A 17,446-nucleotide genomic window follows, 5' to 3' on the forward strand; every position below is an offset into this window, starting at 1 on the left:
CGGCCGCCTACCCTGGCTCCATGCGCGAGGCGATCAAGAAAGCGGCCCGGGCGTGGCTCCAGCTCACGATCGGGGCCGCGGTCTCCCTCCTCTGCTACCTGATGGTGGGCGTCGTCCTCTTCACCGCCTTCCTCACCCTCACGGTCATCGGCGCCGGCGTGCTCCCCGAGAGCGTGCTGCTGCTGCGCCGCCTCGCCGGCTGGGAGAGGCGCCGTACGGCCGCGTGGACCGGGACGCCCGTCCCCGAGGCGTACCTGCCGCTGGAAGGGCCCCTCCCCGCGCGCGTGCGGACCGCCGTCACCGGCCCCGGAACCCGGCAGGACCTGGTCTGGGCCGCCGCGCAGCTGCTCTACGGCATGGTGCTCTGGTACCTGTCGCTGGTGCTCTGGGCGCCCGCGCTGCTCGTCGACGGCGTGTGGACCGGGCTCGCGGGGCGGCGGCCGGTGGCCCTGCCGCTGATCGGCCGGCTCGCCGGCCTGGCGGCCGACTGGTCGCGCGCGCTGCTCACACCGGCCCCGTCGGCGGCCAGGGACGCCGCCCTCGCGGCCCGTATCGAGCAGCTCACCGCCACCCGGGCGGGCGCGATCGCCGCGCACGGCGCCGAGCTGCGCCGCATCGAGCGCGACCTCCACGACGGCGCGCAGGCCCACCTGGTGGCGCTGTCCATGCGGATCGGGCTCGCACGGCGTGCGTACGACTCCGATCCCGCGACCGCGCGGCGGCTCCTCGACGACGCCCAGACGCAGGCCGAGGAGGCGCTGTCCGAGCTGCGGCACGTGGTGCGCGGCATCCATCCGCCGATCCTCACCGACCGCGGCCTGACCGGAGCGGTACGGGCGCTCGCCGCGAGCAGCGGCCTGGAGGCGGCGGTCTCGGTGACCGGCCTCGGCGACCACGCGCAGGACGGCCCCCGCGCCCCGGCCGCCGTCGAGGCCGCCGCGTACTTCGTGGTCGCCGAGGCGCTCACCAACGCCGCCAGGCACAGTGGGGCCGCCCGCGCCTCCGTCTCCCTGACCCGTGAACCGGCCGCCCTCCGCGTGCGCGTGCGGGACGAGGGCCGTGGCGGGGCCGAGGCGGGCGAGAGCGGCGGCTCCGGCCTGACGGGCATGCGGCGCCGGGTCGCCGCGCTCGACGGCACCGTACGACTGACCAGCCCCGCGGGGGGCCCGACCGTGATCGAAGTGGAGCTTCCGTGCGTGTGGTGATCGCCGAGGACAACGCCCTCCTCAGGGAGGGTCTGGTGCTGCTGCTGACCTCCTCAGGCCACGAGGTCGCCGGTGTCGCGGCCACCGGCCCCGAGATCCTGCCGCTGCTCCTGGAGCACCGGCCGGACGTGGCCGTCCTCGACGTGCGGATGCCGCCAGGCTTCCGCGACGAGGGGCTGCGGGCGGCGCTCGCGGCCCGCGAGCAGCTGCCGGAGCTGCCGGTGCTCGTGCTCTCCCAGTACGTGGAGGAGACGTACGCGGCCGAGCTCCTGGGCGGCGGCGCGGGGGGCGTCGGCTATCTCCTGAAGGACCGGGTGGGCCGGGTGGACGAGTTCCTGGACGCCCTGGAACGGGTCGCCTCCGGTGGTACGGCCCTGGACCCGGAGGTCGTCACCGAACTGATGGCCCGCCGCCGCGACGACCCGCTGGACTCCCTGACGCCCCGGGAGCGCGAGGTCCTCGGCCTGATGGCCCAGGGCCACGACAACGGCACGATCGCCCGCTCGATGGTGGTCACCGAGCGGGCCGTGCACAAGCACATCGGGAACGTCTTCCTGAAGCTCGGCCTGCCGCCGAGCGACAGCGGCGGCCACCGCCGCGTCCTCGCCGTGCTCGCCTACCTCAACGCCTGAGCGTCGCCCGGGACGGCCCGAACACGCCCACCACCACCGTGACGAGCACGACGCCCGCGATCAGTCCCGCCTGCGCCGACGGCAGGTACGGCAGGCCGCCGGTGAGCGCCCAGGCGAACGCGGTCAGCGGCAGCGCGCCCACCACGAGCCCGACGAGGAGTCCCGTCGCGGTCAGGAACCCCGCTTCCAGGCCGAGCATCCGGCGCAGCTGGCCCGCCGAGGCGCCCACCTGACGCAGCAGCTCCAGCTCGCCGCGCCGCCCGGCGCCGATCAGGGCGAGGGTGCTGAGGACGGAGAGGACGGTGAGACCGCCGATCGCCGCGACGACGCCGCCGGAGACGAGCCCGTTCAGCTCGGCCCCGGGGGGCGTCACCGACTCGGGGACGACGGGAGCACCGTTTCCGGCTCCCGCCGCCAGTACGCGCGCGGGGTACGGATCGCTCATGTGCGGGGCCAGTTCGGCCTTCGGCAGCAGGAACTCGCCGAGGGCGAGCGAGCGTGCGTACACCGCGACGACCCGCAGCCGCTTCTCCGTCCCGTCGCCGAGCCGCAGCTCCACCGTCGAACCGGGCTTCGCTTCGAGGGACTCGGCCATGTCCGCGCCGACCGCGACCGTGCCCGCCCGGCCGAGTCCGGCCAGGTCGCCCTCGACGACGCCCGGGTCGAGCGTGCCCGCGAGGCCCTCGGCGTCCACGCCGAGGACCGGGAGCCGGTCCAGGCGCGGCGAGCCGGCCTCCGTGCGGGCCAGGACCACCGAGGACCGCAGCACGTCCGTGGCCGCGTCCACCCCCGGGAGCCGGCGCACCCGCTCCGCCGTCGTGCCGGAGAACGCGAGGTCGGCGGTGGTCGCGGCCCGCGCCTGCGCGGCGGCGGCGCGCTCCATCGTGGCGCCCGCCGAGAGCTGCACCAGGGCGAAGGAGGTGACGAGGACGACGGGGACGAGCGCGGCCCCGAGCCGGCGCGAGTGCGCGGTGGCGCCGGCGGCCGTGAGCCGTCCGGGCGCGCCGCCGAACCGCCGGAACGGCCGGTCCAGGACCGTCATCGCGGCCCGCGCGATCCACGGCCCGAGCAGCGCGCACCCGGCGACCAGCGTCACCGTGGCCGCCCCGGCAGCGGCGGCGGCCGCGTCGCCGCCCTGGAGCGTGGCCGTGCCGGCCGAGCCCGCGCCGAGCACGAGCAGCACGAGCCCGGCGACGCGGCGGGCGCCGCCCTTCCCCGGGCGTCCCGGCCGGGGCCGGCGGGCCGCGAAGAGGACCACGAGCCGGGTGATGCCCACGACGAAGGCGGCGACGACGAGTACGGCGGCGAGCAGCCAGGGCGGGGAGGGGAGTTCGAGGCCCTCCGGTACGACTCCGGTACGGGCCCGCAGCGCCGGCCACAGCACCAGGAACACCGGTACGGACGCGACCGCGCCGAGCAGCGCCGCCGCACCCGCCACCCGGGTCACCTCCCGGCCTGCCGCGCCCCGCACCTGACGGGGCGTCGCACCGACCGCGAGCAGCAGTTCCCGCTCGGCGGCGCGCTGCTGGAGGGCCTGCGCGACGAGCGAGGCGAGGACGAGGACGGCGACCAGGACGACGGTCCCGGAGACGGCGGCGAGGAGCTGGAGGAGCTCCCCGCGCGCGGGGAGCGCGCCGAGGTGCTCGGCGCCGCCCCGGCCGTCGCCGGTGAGGGCCCGCAGCGGCTGCCCCGCGGCGGTGTCCTTGAGCCCGGCGGCGTCCAGGGCGGCCCGTACGCGCGCGTGGAGGGTGTCCACGGGTACGCCGGGCTCGGCGAGGACTCCGACGGCGTCGACGGCACCGGGGTGCCCGGCGAGCCGCCGCGCCTCCCCCGCCGTGACGTACAGCGCGGCCGGTCCTTCGGCCACGCCGACGACCTCGCGCCCCGCCACGGTGTCCCCGACGGCGGCGCCGAGGCCCGCCCCCACGACGGTCTCGCCGGCCCACCGGGGCTCCCGCCCGTCGGTCAGGCGGTACGGGGCGAGCCGGGCCGCCTCCCAGGAACGCCCGGTGTACGCGCGCGTGCCGGTGCCCGGAGCGGCACCCGGGGCCTGCTCCCGTACGACGAACGTGTCGTCCGGCACCACGTCCCGTACCCCCGGGACGGCCCGCAGGACGTCGACGGCCTCGCCGGGGACCCGTACCCGCTCGGTCAGACCTGCCGTCTCTGTCCTCGGCTCGCTGCCCCACGGGGTCACCGTCCAGCGGACCTCCTGGTCTCCGGCGACGACGACGGGCGCGGCGGCGTACCGCTCCACGCGCGCGTGGCCGAGTCCGGCGGAGCCGAGCGCGAGGGCCAGGACGCCGAGCAGCGCGGAGGTGACGGCGACGGCCGCGAACACGGCGGCCCATGCCTTGCGGTGGGTGCGCAGCGACCGGGCGGCGAGCAGCCGCACGGCGGGGTTCCCGCCGCGGTCCGCCGCCGGGCCCCCGGCCCGGCCCGAAGCCCGCTTCCCGCCCCCGCCCGGCCCCCGCTTCCCGCTCCCGTTCCCGCTCCTGCTCATCGCGCCACCGCCAGGTGCCGTCCGGCCTCGGCACGAGCCCCGAGTGCCTCCCGTACCCCCGCCTCGTCCGGGCGGTCGAGGCGGCCGGCGATCCGGCCCCGCTCCAGGAACACGGCCTCGTCCGTCCAGGTGGCGGCGACCGGGTCGTGGGTGACGAGGACGACCGTGCGCCCCCGCTCGTCGACCGCGCGCCGCAGCAGGGCGAGGACCCCGGCCGCCGTGACCGGGTCGAGGGCGGCGGTCGGCTCGTCGGCGAAGACGACCTCGGGTTCGTTGACCAGCGCGCGGGCGATCGCCACGCGCTGCTGCTGGCCGCCGGAGAGGTTCTCGGGCCGGTCCTCGGCCCGGTCGGCGAGCCCGACGGCGTCGAGAGAGGCCAGGGCGCGGTCGTCGAGCGCCCGGCCCTCGCGGGCCCCGGCGAGGAGCAGCGGCAGGGTGACGTTCTCGCGCACGTTCAGGGCGGAGACGAGGTTGAGCGACTGGAAGACGAAGCCGATCCGGTCCCGCCGGAGCCGGGTCAGACCGGCCGTCTTCAGGGTGGCGAGGTCGGTGCCCCCGATCCGTACCGTCCCGGCCGTCGGCCGTTCGAGTCCGGCCGCGCAGCGCAGCAGCGTGGACTTTCCGGAGCCCGAGCGGCCCATCACGGCCAGGAAGCGCCCGCGCGGCACGACCAGGTCGATCCCGTCGAGCGCCGGCGCCCCGCCTCCGTACGTGCGGCTCACCCCGTCGAGCGCGAGGGCGGCGCCGTTCTCCGTCACTGCTGTCGTCGTCATACCGACGACGTTAGAAAACCGCAGGTCACAGCGGTATGGAGCTGGCTGCCGGAGTGGGGGTGTAGCGGGCTACACCCCCACTCGGCGTCAGCGGCTCCGGCGCCGGCCCTCGTCCTCGTCCTCGTGCGGGCCGAACAGTTCGTCCGCGAGGGTCGGCAGGTCGTCGAGCGGGGTCTCCTCCGCCCAGTCGGAGCGGCGGCGCGGCCGGCCGTCCTCGCCGAGCTGCGGCAGCTCCCGGGTCCGGTCGTTCGCACCGTGCGGCTCGTCCCGGAAGATGCCCGGCGGCACCCGGTCGGCGGGGTCGGACGCCCTGGCGTCCCGTACGGGCGGCAGCACCGCGGTCTCGTCGACGCCCCGCGGGTCCCGGATCTGCGGCATGACGGCGGTCTCCGCCTCGGGCCTCTCGGCCGCCTCCGGCTTCACGACCGGGGTCGCGACGGTGACCTCGTGCGGCGAGACGGTCGGCGCGTCCGGCTTCACGACCGGGGTCGCGACGGTGACCTCGTTCGCCGACACCTCGGCGGTACGAGCCCGCGCTTCCCGGGCCGTCCGCTCGGCGGCGGCCTTCTCCGCGGCCGCCGTGCGCTCCGCGGCGGCCAGCTCCGCGGCTTCCCGCTCCCGGGCCGCCTTCTCGCGTGCCGCCTTCGCCGCCTCCGCCCGCTGGACGGCGGCCAGCTCCGCCGCGGCGCGCTCGGCGGCCGCCCGCTCCGCCGCCGCCTTCGCGGCGGCCTCGGCGGCGATCTTCTCCGCGGCGGCCTTCGCCGCTGCCTCCTCCGCGGCCTTCGCCGCCGCGGCGGCCTCGGCCATCCGGCGGGCCTCCTCGGCGCGGAGCAGGGCCTCCTCGGCCTTGCGCTGCTTCTCCAGGCGGCGTTCCTCGGCCTCGGCCCGCAGCCGGGCCTCCTCCTCGGCCTCCTTGCGGAGCCGCTCCTGCTCCTCCTGGCGGGCCTTCTCCTCGGCCGCGAGGCGCCTGCGCTCCTCCTCGGCGGCGAGTCTGGCCTCCTCGGCCTTCCGGCGGTCCTCCTCGGCCTGCCGTTCGGCCTCCAGGCGGCGCGCTTCCTCCTCCTCGCGGCGCTTGCGCTCCTCCTCCTCGGCGCGGAGCTTGGCGAGCTGCTCCTGGCGCTCGCGCTCCAGGCGCTCTTCCTCGGCCTTGCGGGCGGCCTCTTCCTCCGCCAGGCGCCGCGCCTCCTCCTCGGCCTTCCGGCGGGCCTCCTCCGCTGCCTTCACCTCGGCCTCGGAGAGCGGCAGCATCCGGTCGAGCCGGTGGCGTACGACGGTGGTGACGGCCTCAGGCTCCTGGCCGGCGTCGACGACGAGGTAGCGGCTGGGGTCGGCGGCCGCGAGGGCGAGGAAACCGGCCCGTACGCGCGCGTGGAACTCCGGCGGCTCGGACTCCAGCCGGTCGGGCGCCTCGGTGAACCGTTCCCTCGCGGTCTCCGGGGAGACGTCGAGGACGACGGTCAGGTGCGGCACGAGACCGTCGGTCGCCCAGCGCGAGATGCGGGCGATCTCGGTCGGGGACAGGTCGCGGCCCGCGCCCTGGTAGGCCACGGACGAGTCGATGTACCGGTCGGAGAGGACGATCGCGCCCCGCTCCAGGGCCGGGCGGACCAGGGAGTCGACGTGCTCGGCGCGGTCGGCCGCGTACAGCAGGGCCTCGGCGCGGTTCGAGAGCCCCGCCGACGAGACGTCGAGGAGGATCGAGCGGAGCCGCTTGCCGATCGGGGTGGCACCCGGTTCGCGGGTGACGACGACCTCGTGGCCCTTGGCGCGGATCCACTCGGCGAGCGCCTGGACCTGCGTGGACTTCCCGGCGCCGTCGCCGCCCTCCAGGGCGATGAAGAAGCCGGTCGGGGAGGGCGCCTGGACGGGGTCGGAGCCGCGCAGCGCGTCGCGCAGGTCGCGGCGGAGCGGGACGCCCGCCCGGTCGTCGGTCTTCGCGAGGACGAGGGCGGCGACCGGAAGCAGCAGGGCGCCGACGAGGGCGAGCGTGAAGGCGGCGCCGCCGTGCGCGAAGACGAACTCGCCGGAGGCGAGCCGGTGCGGGCCGATCGCGGCGGCGAGCAGCGGGGCGGCGAGCGCGCCGAGGCCCATGGCGACCCGCGCGGTGGCCTGGAGGTGCTCGGTGGTCCGGGCCCGGCGGGGCTCCTCGGTCTCCTGGTCGATCAGGGTGTGGCCGGTGTTCGCGGCGACCCCGGCGGCGTAGCCGGCGAGGACGGCGAGGAACAGCACGGTCGCCGTGTCGGGGACCAGGCCCATCGCGATCAGCGCGACGCCGGTGACGGCGGTCGCGAGGGCGAGCAGCCGGCGGCGGGACAGGACGGGCAGGACGGAGCCCGCGGTGCGGATGCCGACGGCGGTGGCGCCGCTGAGCGCCAGGATCAGAAGGGCGTACGTGGCGGGCCCGCCGCCCAGGTCGTACGCGTGGAGCACGGCGAGGGACGCGGCCGCGGCGATCGCCCCGGCGACGGTGGCCGAGGCGAGGACGAGCAGCGGCAGGGCGCCGGTGCGGCCCTTCTCGGGCGTACGGCCCTTGCTCTCGTCCCCACCGGGCTTCGCTGCCGACGGCCGGCGCAGGCCCTCCAGGGGCGAGCGGGGCCGGGGCGTCTCCCCGCCGGGCAGCGTCATCGCGTACAGGACGGTGACGGAGGCGGCGAACAGGCCGGCGGCGACGTACGAGCCGAGGGCCGCCTGGTGCAGCGTGAACCAGTCGATCCCGGCACCGAGCAGGTTCCCGACGAGGGTGGCGACGAGCAGGGCGGCGGCCGCGGCGGGGACGGCGAGGAAGCCGGTGCGCAGGGACAGCCGGCGCAGCGCGCCGAGGTGGTCGGGCAGCGGCCGTACGGCGTCGCCCTCCAGGGGCGGGGCGGGCAGCAGCGCGGGCGCGGCGCCCTCCCGGCCGATGGTCCAGAGCCGCTCGGCCGCACCGGCGACGAAGACGGTGCCGAGCACGTACCAGAGGGCGCTGTCGGGGATCCAGTCGATCCACAGCGGCGCGATGACGAGCAGCGCGATCCGCACCCCGTCGGCGCCGATCATGGTCCAGCGCCGGTCGAGCGCGCCGGACGGCCCGGTGAGCGCGGTCAGCGGGCCGAGCAGGACGGCCCCGAAGAGGACCGAGGCGAGGAGGCGGGCGCCGACGACGGCGGCCACGGCGAACGCGGCTCCCCGGGCGCCGCCCCCGAGCGCGCCCTCGGCGACGCCGGCCTGGAGGCCGAGGAGGACGAGCACGAGGAGGGCGAGGGCATCACCGGTGCTGCCGACGAGGTGGGCGCTCCACAGCCGCCGCAGGGGCTGATGGCGCAAGAGGGCGCGTACGGCGCGCTCCCGGGAATCCGCGACGAGTGCCGCGTCGGAATCGCCCAGGCGGTCTGGCTGCTCTGCTCGCGTCATCCGTCCACCCTATCCGGACGGCCTTGCTCCCCGCGGCCCGCGCCCGAACAAACGTGGGAGGGCGGGAGCACCGCTCCCGCCCTCCCACACGCCGCTTCGGGCCGTCCTCCGCACCCCTTCGGGTACCGCTCCGGCCCTTCGGGCGCTCCTACTCCGGCTTGGCCGCCGCCGTCTTCTTGGCTGTGGTCGTCTTCTTCGCCGTCGTGGTCTTCTTCGCCGCGGTCTTCTTGGCGGTGGTCGTCTTCTTGGCCGCCGCCTTCGTGGCCGTCTTCTTCGCCGCGGTCTTCTTCGCCGGGGCCTTCTTGGCGGTCTTCTTCGCCGGTCCCTTGGCGCGCTTCTCGGCGAGCAGCTCGTAGCCGCGCTCGGGCGTGATCGTCTCCACGCTGTCGTCGGTGCGCAGGGTGGCGTTGGTCTCGCCGTCCGTCACGTACGGGCCGAAGCGCCCGTCCTTGACGACCACGGGCTTCTCGCTGACCGGGTCGGTGCCCAGCTCCTTCAGCGGCGGCTTGGCCGCGGCCCGGCCCCGCTGCTTCGGCTGGGCGTAGATCGCGAGCGCCTCTTCGAGGGTGATCGTGAAGAGCTGCTCCTCCTCGGTGAGCGACCGCGAGTCCGTGCCCTTCTTCAGGTACGGGCCGTAGCGGCCGTTCTGCGCGGTGATCTCGACGCCCTCGGCGTCCGCGCCGACGACCCGCGGCAGGGACATCAGCCGGAGCGCGTCCTCCAGGGTCACGGTGTCGAGGGCCATCGACTTGAAGAGGGAGGCCGTGCGCGGCTTCACCGCGTTCTTGCCGGTCTTCGGGGTGCCCTCGGGCAGGATCTCCGTCACGTACGGGCCGTAGCGGCCGTCCTTGGCGACGATCTGGTGGCCGCTGACCGGGTCGGTGCCCAGCTCGAAGTCGCCGCTCGGCTTGGCGAGCAGCTCCTCGGCGAGCTCGACGGTCAGCTCGTCGGGTGCGAGGTCGTCGGGCACGTCGGCCCGCTGGTGGCCTTCCTGCTCCTTCTCGCCGCGCTCGACGTACGGGCCGTAGCGGCCGACGCGGAGCACGATGTCGTTGCCGACGGGGAAGGAGGAGATCTCACGCGCGTCGATCGCGCCGAGGTCGGTGACGAGCTCCTTGAGGCCGCCGAGGTGGTCGCCGTCGCCGTTCCCGGCGTCCGCCGCGCCGCCCGAGGCACCGGTGCCGGCCTCGCCCTCACCGAAGTAGAAGCGCTTCAGCCACGGCACGGACTTGGCCTCGCCGCGTGCGATGCGGTCGAGGTCGTCCTCCATGCGGGCGGTGAAGTCGTAGTCGACGAGCCGCCCGAAGTGCGTCTCCAGGAGGTTGACGACGGCGAAGCTCAGGAAGGACGGGACGAGCGCCGTGCCCTTCTTGAAGACGTAGCCGCGGTCGAGGATGGTGCCGATGATCGAGGCGTACGTCGACGGGCGGCCGATCTCGCGCTCTTCCAGCTCCTTGACCAGCGAGGCCTCGGTGTAGCGGGCCGGCGGCTTGGTGGAGTGGCCGTCCGCCGTGATCTCCGTCGCGGCGAGCGCGTCGCCCTCCGCGACCTGCGGCAGCCGCTTCTCGCGGTCGTCGAGCTCCGCGTTCGGGTCGTCGGCCCCCTCCACGTACGCCTTCATGAAGCCGTGGAAGGTGATCGTCTTGCCGGAGGCGCTGAACTCGGCGTCGCGGCCGTCGGCGGCGGTGCCGCCGATCTTCACGGTGACGGAATTGCCGGTCGCGTCCTTCATCTGGGAGGCGACGGTCCGCTTCCAGATCAGCTCGTACAGCTTGAACTGGTCGCCGGTGAGGCCGGTCTCCGCCGGGGTGCGGAAACGATCACCCGAAGGCCGGATCGCCTCGTGCGCCTCCTGCGCGTTCTTGACCTTGCCCGCGTAGACGCGCGGCTTCTCCGGCAGGTAGTCGGCGCCGTACAGCTGCGTGACCTGCGCCCGCGCCGCCGACACGGCGGTGTCGGAGAGGATCGTGGAGTCCGTACGCATGTAGGTGATGAAGCCGTTCTCGTACAGCTTCTGCGCCACCTGCATGGTCGCCTTCGCACCGAAGCCCAGCTTGCGGCTCGCCTCCTGCTGGAGGGTGGTGGTCCGGAAGGGGGCGTACGGGGAGCGGCGGTACGGCTTCGACTCGACCGAGCGCACCGAGAACGCCGTGTCGGCGAGCGCGGCGGCCAGGGCGCGGGCGTTCGTCTCGTCCAGGTGGAGGACGCTCTCGCTCTTCAGCCGGCCGTCGGCGCCGAAGTCACGGCCCTGCGCGACGCGCTTGCCGTCGACCGAGGCGAGGCGCGCGACCAGCGAGGACGGGTCGGAGGCGTCACCGGAGCGGCCGGTGCCGAAGGTGCCGGTGAGGTCCCAGTACTCGGCGGAACGGAAGGCGATGCGCTCGCGCTCCCGCTCGACGACGAGGCGGGTGGCCACCGACTGGACGCGGCCCGCCGACAGCTTCGGCATGACCTTCTTCCACAGGACCGGCGAGACCTCGTAGCCGTACAGGCGGTCGAGGATGCGGCGGGTCTCCTGGGCGTCGACCATGCGCTGGTTCAGCTCGCGCGGGTTGGCGACGGCCTCGCGGATCGCGTCCTTGGTGATCTCGTGGAAGACCATCCGGTGGACCGGGACCTTGGGCTTCAGGACTTCCTGGAGGTGCCACGCGATGGCCTCGCCCTCGCGGTCCTCATCGGTGGCGAGGAAGAGCTCGTCGGACTCGGCGAGCAGCTCCTTGAGCTTCCTGACCTGCGCCTTCTTGTCGGCGTTGACGACATAGATGGGCTGGAAGTCATGCTCGACGTCGACGCCGAGGCGGCGCACCTCACCGGTGTACTTCTCGGGCACCTCGGCGGCGCCGGAGGGGAGGTCGCGGATGTGCCCGACGCTCGCCTCGACGACGTAGCCGGGGCCGAGGTAGCCCTTGATCGTCTTCGCCTTGGCAGGCGACTCGACGATGACGAGTCGGCGGCCGCCGTGTGCGGCTTCGCTGGTCGGGGACAACTTCGCTCTTCTCTCCGGATCGACACTCTCTGGCACGTACGGCACTGGCACGCACGGCAGCGGCACGGACGGTGACGCTCCCGTCGCTGCGGAGTGTGACGGTACAACCCGCCCCCGTGTCAAACGGCGAAAGCCCGCAACGGCCACTCGAACGGTAACCCGAGTCCTGGCATTCCTGCCGCCCGGACTCCCGGACGGGCGGGGCGGACGTCCCGGCGGGTGCCCTCACCGGAGGGAGCACGAGCGGGGCCGGCGGAGGGGATCAGAGGCGGCCGAAGCACCAGACGCCGAGGAGGAGGAAGGCGGCGCCGGCGAGGCCGGTCAGGGCGACCGCGGTGCGCGGAGCGACCCCGTACGCGACGGGCCCACCGTGCAGGGCCCGCACGGTGGTCCACAGCAGCAGCGCGCCTCCGAACAGCGTGAACGCCGTCCCCGCGAAGATCGCCGGCCCGCTCTCCATGCCCGTACCCCGTTCCGTCCCCGTGCGGTGTTCGCCGCCCGCGGCCGAGGCTGACACCCCCGGGCATCGGGGGTGCGAACTCCGGGTGAACGGAGCGGGCCGTCCCCGTGCGGTTTCACGAAGATGGCCGGTAGTGACCCACTCCTCATCTCTCGCCTCCCTCCTCCGTCACATCAGTGCGAACCCGTCACGCCGGTGCGGGCCGGTCGGTGCGGGCCCGGTCACACCGGTGCGGGCCAGGTCACATCACGTCGAGCGTGGCCCGGCGCCGGCTTCCCCGCTCGAAGACGGCGAGGAGGACGACGGCGAGCAGCCCCCACCCGGCGCCGACCGCGAGCTCGGCCCCGAGCAGGTGCCCGTCCAGGCCGCGGCCCGCGGTCAGCGCGCGCGCCGCGTCCGCCGCGTGCGTGAGCGGCAGCAGCTCACCGGCCGTCCGCATCCACTCCGGCAGCGTCTCCCGGGGCACGGCGGCGCCGGTCAGGAGCAGCAGCCCGGAACTGGCCACGTTCGACACGAGGAACACGTCACGGAAGCGCAGCCCGAGCGCCCCGAGTGCGAGCCCGAAGGCCGAGCAGGCGCCCGCCGCGACGAGCAGCACCATCGCGAGCCCCGGCAGCGCTCCGGCGGGCACGGGCAGCCCGAGGACGAGTGCGGCGGCGGTGAGCACGAAGGCGCTGACGAACAGCCCGTTGAGGACGTACGGGAGGGCTCGCCCGAGCCACAGGGGGACGCGGTGGCGGGGGGAGAGCAGGACGGCCCCGAGGGTGCCGTAGCGGCGCTCGTTGGCGACGGCCATCGTGCCGCCGTACACGCAGGAGGCGGAAGCTGCGAGAACGGCGTTGCCGACAAGGTGGAAACGATCGTCGGCGACACCCAGTTCCCTCCCCAGGAAGACGAAGAAGAAAACCTGGAGAAGCGGTCCGACCAGCAGCGTTCCGATGAACATCGGCGGGGTCGTCCAGTTGAACAGGGCGCGGTACGAGATCGCCCCGCCGACCACCAGCAGCCGTGAGGAGGCGTGGAAGCGGAAGCCGAGGGCTCGGCACCGGAAGCGGAACATCCGACGGTGGCCTTTCAGGTGAGGGCGAGGGTGGCGGCGGCGCGGGCCCGGCGTTCCACCCGCCCGAGGACGAGGACGGCGGCGAGGGCGTATCCCGCGCCGAGCGCGACGGCGGTGAGCATCGGCGTGATGACGTCCCCGCCGGAGGTCGCCGCGTGCACGGCCCGTGCGCCCCAGGTCGTGGGCAGCGCCCAGGAGATCGGGCGGGTCCAGGCGGGCAGCACGGTGATGGGCACGAGCAGCCCGGACAGCAGCCAGACGGGCGTGTCGAGCGGGTTGGCGAGGGCGTTGGCGTTGCGGAGCAGGACGAAGGTCGCGGCGAGCAGCAGCCCCGTCATGCCGAGGGCGAGGACGCACACCGGGACGGCGACGAGGAAGAGCAGCGGGTGCGCGAAGTCGAGCGGCACGTCGAAGAGCAGCACGCCCCACAGGACGGTCGCGCCCATCGCGTACGTGCCGATGACGGCGGTCGCGAGGGTGATGGGGAGGAGCACGAGCGCGAGCGGTGTCGGCGCGACGACGAGGGTCTCCAGGGTGCCGAGCCAGCGCTGGTTCTGCACGGCGCCGCCCGAGCCGAAGAGCACCGAGCCCCAGATGCCCATGAGTCCGGCCCCGACGGAGGCGGTGAGCAGCCGGTCCGGGTCGCCGGCGGCGCGGAACAGGTAGACGGCGAGGGTCGCGTAGACGAGCGGGACGAGGACGGCGAAGGTGATCTCGATCGGGGAGCGCGACATGTACGAGATGTGGGTGCGCATCCCGACGAGGATCAGCCGCGGGAGCCGCGTCACGCGGGCACCTCCTCGGTCACGTCCCCGGACTTCCCCGCGGTCTCCTCCACGATCGCGATGTAGGCGTCCTCCAGGGACGGTTCGCGGCTCGTGACCCGGCCGATCCGTACGCCGTCGAGCGCGGCGAGGACGGGTCCGTGCAGGTCGGAGGCGCCACGTCCGGTCTGCACGGTGACGGTCTGCAGGGCGCCCCGGTCCTCGGCCGACACGCCCCGGACCCCGGGCACGCGCCGTACCCGGTCGAGCCGTTCCTCGTCGACGCCGTACGCCTCGATCTCCAGCACGTCCCGTTCCCGTACGAGGGACTTGAGGCTGCCGGGGGTGCCGAGGGCGCGGATCCGGCCGCCCGCGATGACGGCGATCCGGTCGCAGAGCTCGTCGGCCTCGGCCATGTAGTGGGTGGTGAGGAGGACCGTGGTGCCGGCGGCGGCCAGGTCGGCGACCGTGCGGCGCAGGTCGCGGGCGGCGACCGGGTCGACGCCGATGGACGGCTCGTCGAGGAAGAGGACGTCGGGGCGGTGGAGCAGCCCGCGGGCGATGTGGAGGCGCTGCCGCATGCCGCGCGAGTACCCCTCGACGCGTTCCTTCTCCCGGCCCACCAGGCCGACCAGGTCGAGGAGTTCGGCGATGCGCCGCTTCTGGTCGCGGGCGGGGAGGCCGTACAGCTCGGCGAAGTAGCGGAGGTTGTCGAGGGCGGAGAGCCGGTCGTACAGGCCCCGGTCGCCGCCGAAGACGTACCCGATCCTGCGGCGTACGGCGACGGGGTCGCGGGCCACGTCGTGGCCGAACACCCGTGCCGTGCCGGAGGTCGGCAGGAGCAGGGTGTTGAGCATCTTGATGGTGGTGGTCTTGCCGGCGCCGTTGGGCCCGAGCAGGCCGAACAGTTCCCCGGGCGCCACCTCGAAGGTGACGCCGCGCACGGCCTCGGTCTCGGTCCGCCGGGACCTCGGCCACCCGGTCCTGCTGGTGTAGGTGCGGCGCAGCGCGTCCGCCTCGATTGCGAGCATGCGCCGGACGGTAGGAGCCGGCGGGAGGGCCGGGCCATCGATTCGGGAGGCCCCGAATCGTCACGCCACGGCCCTGAGGACGTCCTCCCCGGAGAGCAGGGCGAGCAGCGAACGGCCCGTGTCCGTCAGCTGGTAGTACACCGAACGCCCGACGCGGTGGCGGGTCACGACACCGGCTTCGGCGAGCACCGACAGGTGCTCGGAGACCGTACTGGGCGCGAGGCCGAGCCGGTCGGCGAGTCCGGCCGTGGTCAGGGGCCCGCCCAGTTCGCGCAGGACGGCCGCCCGGCCCCGGCCGAGCATCAGCCCGAGCCGGTCCTCGGCGGCGGGCTCGGCGGGTTCGCGCAGCGCTCCGGCGCCCCGGGCCTGGAAGCTGACCGCGAAGACCTCGGGGTCGTCCGTGGAGTAGAGCCGGCAGCCCTCCGCGAAGACCAGCGGCACGAGGACGAGGCGCCGCTCTCCGGGCGCGTACTCGGCGTCGATGTGCTTGGTCAGTTCGAGTACGGGCGGCTGCCACCGCGCCCGCGTCTCCAGGCCCGCGAACAGCGCGTCGACGCCCTCGGTCGCGAACGTCCTGGCCCGGACGAGCACTTCGTCCTCGACGAGCCGGCGCATCGTCGGCCAGTAGGGCTCGATCGCTCCCTCCCAGTAGGCCGCGTACGCGTCGGCGAGCGCCGCGCAGGCCGCCTCCGGGTCCTTCAGGTACGGCTGGAGGAAGGGCGCGTCGGCCATGCCCGGGTAGCAGACGGCGGCCTGGGCGCGGACGAACTCCGGGTCGGTGGCCCGGAGCGCGGCGAGCTCCTCGTGGACGTGGACCGTGCCGAACGGCCGGGGCAGCAGGAAGTCGGAGACCTCGTGCCGTTCCTGGACGAACAGGTCCCACAGCGGGCGGAGCCGGTCGTCCTCGCGCCACACCTCGCGCGCCCGCCCGACCCACTCCTGGTACGGCCAGGAGGGGTGCCGGTGGGGCTGCGCGAGGTGCATCGAACAGAACGCGTCACGCAGCGGGCTGATCGCGATCCGGGTCGCCCCGAGCGAGGCCTCGTCCAGCTCGATCCGTATCAAGCGCCGCTCCCTTCGGGCACCGGCACCAGGGAGTCGGGCAGCAGGAAGCCCTCCTCGACGAGCAGCCGGATGGCCTGCGGGGTGCGGTCCCGCAGCATGACCGGGTCCTCGCCCATCAGCTGCCCGATCGCGTCGAGGATGCGGCCCGCGCTGAGCGTGCCGTCGCACACGCCGGCGAACCCGGCGCCGACGTGGTCGACCTTGGTGGCGCGGCGCATGCCCCGGTTCTGCCGGAGCACCACGTGCTCGGGGTCCTCGGCGCCCGGCAGCCCGACCTGCTCCTGCACCACCTCGGGCGCGAGCGTGAACCGGTCGGCGAGGAGCGCGGCGTCGTCGTGGCCGCGCAGGTAGTCCTGGCGCTCGAAGTGGGCGCGGACGGTGGGGCCGAGGGGCTGCTCGACGGGGTGCGGCCACTCCTCGACGACGATCGAGGGCTCGACCGCGCCGGAGGCCACGGCGTCGTTCCGCCGGATCGTGATCCAGCCGAAGCCCACCGCGCGGGTCTTGCTCGCCTCGAACTCGTCGAGCCAGCGCCCGTACGCCGCCCGGTACGCGTCCGGGTCGCCGCGGTGGTCGCCGCTGTCCCGCAGCCACAGCTCCGTGTACTGGGTGATGTCCTGGACCTCGCGCTGCACGATCCAGGCGTCGCAGCCGCGCGGCACCCAGGACCGCAGCCGCTCCTGCCACTCCTCGCCCTCGACGTGCTGCCAGTTGGCGAGGAACTGGGCGTACCCGCCGTCGTTGAGCCGCTCTCCGGCCTGCTGCACGAGCGTGCGGCACAGGTCGTCGCCGCTCATCCCGCCGTCCCGGTAGGTGAGCCCGGCGCCGGGGGAGATCACGAACGGCGGGTTGGAGACGATCAGGTCGTACGTGTCGCCGTCGACGGGCTCGAACAGCGAGCCGGTCAGCAGCTCGGCCTCGCGGGCGCCGGAGAGGGCGAGGGTGAGCCGGGTGAAGTCCAGGGCGCGGGGGTTGAGGTCGGTGGCGGTGACCAGGGTGGCGTGCTGGGCGGCGTGCAGCGCCTGGATGCCGGAGCCGGTGCCGAGGTCGAGCGCCGAGGAGACCGGCGTACGGACCGTGATGCCGGCGAGGGTGGTGGAGGCGCCGCCGACGCCGAGGACGACCCCCTCCTCCTTCTTGCCGATACCGCCGGCCCCGCCGACGGCGCAGCCCAGGTCGGAGACGATGAACCAGTCCTCGCCGTCCGGTCCGCCGTACGGCCGGACGTCCACCGTGGCGAGCACGGTGTCGCCCTCGCGGACCACCCAGCCGTCGGCGAGCGCCTCGTCCAGCGGGAGCGCGGCGGCGGCCCGGCCGGCCGCGACGGGCTCCTGGAGCAGGAAGAGCCGGACGAGGGTCTCCAGCGGCGAGTCGCCGCGGGTGGCACGCAGGGCGGGCACGGTCTCGCTGCGGGCGAGTGCCGAGTAGGCGGGCGCGCCGAGCAGGTCGAGCAGTCCGTCGGCGGTGAAGCCGGCGGCGAGCAGCGCCTCGCGCAGACGGGCGGCGTGCGCGGGCACCGGGAGGCGGGGAGGCAGGCTGGTCGTACTCACCGCTCCATTGTGACGGCCGCCACCGAC

General features: G+C 74.9%; 12 protein-coding genes. 2 read left to right on the plus strand and 10 right to left on the minus strand.

The features are described from left to right. The first annotated feature begins 20 nt into the window (after window positions 1-20). Window positions 21-1,205 (plus strand): sensor histidine kinase, encoded by a 1,185-nt coding sequence (locus ACN9M0_RS16180; protein WP_366036893.1) that lies wholly within the window; start codon window positions 21-23, stop codon window positions 1,203-1,205. Further along, the gene (locus tag ACN9M0_RS16185) at window positions 1,193-1,837 is read left to right on the plus strand and encodes a response regulator transcription factor (RefSeq protein WP_366036894.1); all 645 of its coding nucleotides are present in this window, start codon (window positions 1,193-1,195) and stop codon (window positions 1,835-1,837) included. The genes ACN9M0_RS16180 and ACN9M0_RS16185 overlap by 13 nt, the downstream gene beginning before the upstream one ends. Here the strand turns inward: ACN9M0_RS16185 and ACN9M0_RS16190 are convergent. The 10 genes from ACN9M0_RS16190 to ACN9M0_RS16235 form a co-directional block, all read right to left on the minus strand. Then, on the minus strand, window positions 1,827-4,232 hold the full coding sequence (locus ACN9M0_RS16190) for an FtsX-like permease family protein (protein WP_426403799.1): 2,406 nt from the start codon (window positions 4,230-4,232) through the stop codon (window positions 1,827-1,829). The genes ACN9M0_RS16185 and ACN9M0_RS16190 overlap by 11 nt on opposite strands. Window positions 4,233-4,336: 104 nt before the next feature. Then, complete coding sequence (locus ACN9M0_RS16195; RefSeq protein ID WP_426403800.1) at window positions 4,337-5,113, minus strand: ABC transporter ATP-binding protein; 777 nt, start codon at window positions 5,111-5,113, stop codon at window positions 4,337-4,339. 87 nt (window positions 5,114-5,200) lie between these two features. Continuing rightward, window positions 5,201-8,503, minus strand: coding sequence for a dTMP kinase (tmk, locus tag ACN9M0_RS16200; RefSeq protein WP_399699381.1), 3,303 nt, complete (start codon window positions 8,501-8,503; stop codon window positions 5,201-5,203). A gap of 148 nt (window positions 8,504-8,651) precedes the next feature. Next, window positions 8,652-11,489 carry a type I DNA topoisomerase gene (gene topA, locus ACN9M0_RS16205; protein WP_366036898.1) on the minus strand — a complete coding sequence of 946 codons (2,838 nt, stop codon included), beginning with the start codon at window positions 11,487-11,489 and terminating at the stop codon, window positions 8,652-8,654. Window positions 11,490-11,751: 262 nt separating this feature from the next. Next, on the minus strand, window positions 11,752-11,949 hold the full coding sequence (locus ACN9M0_RS16210; protein ID WP_426403801.1) for a hypothetical protein: 198 nt from the start codon (window positions 11,947-11,949) through the stop codon (window positions 11,752-11,754). A gap of 241 nt (window positions 11,950-12,190) precedes the next feature. Beyond that, entirely contained in the window at window positions 12,191-13,009 is an 819-nt protein-coding gene (locus ACN9M0_RS16215; RefSeq protein ID WP_366036900.1) for an ABC transporter permease, read from the minus strand. Window positions 13,010-13,023: 14 nt separating this feature from the next. Further along, window positions 13,024-13,797: an ABC transporter permease gene (locus ACN9M0_RS16220; RefSeq protein ID WP_366036901.1), complete on the minus strand. Its 774-nt coding sequence runs from the start codon at window positions 13,795-13,797 to the stop codon at window positions 13,024-13,026. Beyond that, window positions 13,794-14,804: an ABC transporter ATP-binding protein gene (locus tag ACN9M0_RS16225; protein WP_366036902.1), complete on the minus strand. Its 1,011-nt coding sequence runs from the start codon at window positions 14,802-14,804 to the stop codon at window positions 13,794-13,796. The genes ACN9M0_RS16220 and ACN9M0_RS16225 overlap by 4 nt, the downstream gene beginning before the upstream one ends. Window positions 14,805-14,864: 60 nt before the next feature. Further along, window positions 14,865-15,869 (minus strand): ArsR/SmtB family transcription factor, encoded by a 1,005-nt coding sequence (locus ACN9M0_RS16230; protein WP_366036903.1) that lies wholly within the window; start codon window positions 15,867-15,869, stop codon window positions 14,865-14,867. Continuing rightward, a complete protein-coding gene (locus ACN9M0_RS16235; RefSeq protein ID WP_366036904.1) occupies window positions 15,866-17,419 on the minus strand; it encodes a DUF7059 domain-containing protein in 1,554 nt (517 codons plus the stop codon). The genes ACN9M0_RS16230 and ACN9M0_RS16235 overlap by 4 nt, the downstream gene beginning before the upstream one ends. Window positions 17,420-17,446 lie beyond the last annotated feature (27 nt).

The organism is Streptomyces sp. R-07, from assembly GCF_049913175.1.
In the GTDB taxonomy this organism is placed as follows: domain Bacteria; phylum Actinomycetota; class Actinomycetes; order Streptomycetales; family Streptomycetaceae; genus Streptomyces.

Bases quoted from the DNA above. Each gene is read 5' to 3' on its own strand.
- ACN9M0_RS16180 (WP_366036893.1), top strand. From the start codon at position 21: ATGCGCGAGGCGATCAAGAAAGCGGCCCGGGCGTGGCTCCAGCTCACG.
- ACN9M0_RS16195 (WP_426403800.1), bottom strand. From the start codon at position 5,113: ATGACGACGACAGCAGTGACGGAGAACGGCGCCGCCCTCGCGCTCGAC.
- tmk (WP_399699381.1), bottom strand. From the start codon at position 8,503: ATGACGCGAGCAGAGCAGCCAGACCGCCTGGGCGATTCCGACGCGGCA.
- ACN9M0_RS16210 (WP_426403801.1), bottom strand. From the start codon at position 11,949: ATGGAGAGCGGGCCGGCGATCTTCGCGGGGACGGCGTTCACGCTGTTC.
- ACN9M0_RS16215 (WP_366036900.1), bottom strand. From the start codon at position 13,009: ATGTTCCGCTTCCGGTGCCGAGCCCTCGGCTTCCGCTTCCACGCCTCC.
- ACN9M0_RS16225 (WP_366036902.1), bottom strand. From the start codon at position 14,804: ATGCTCGCAATCGAGGCGGACGCGCTGCGCCGCACCTACACCAGCAGG.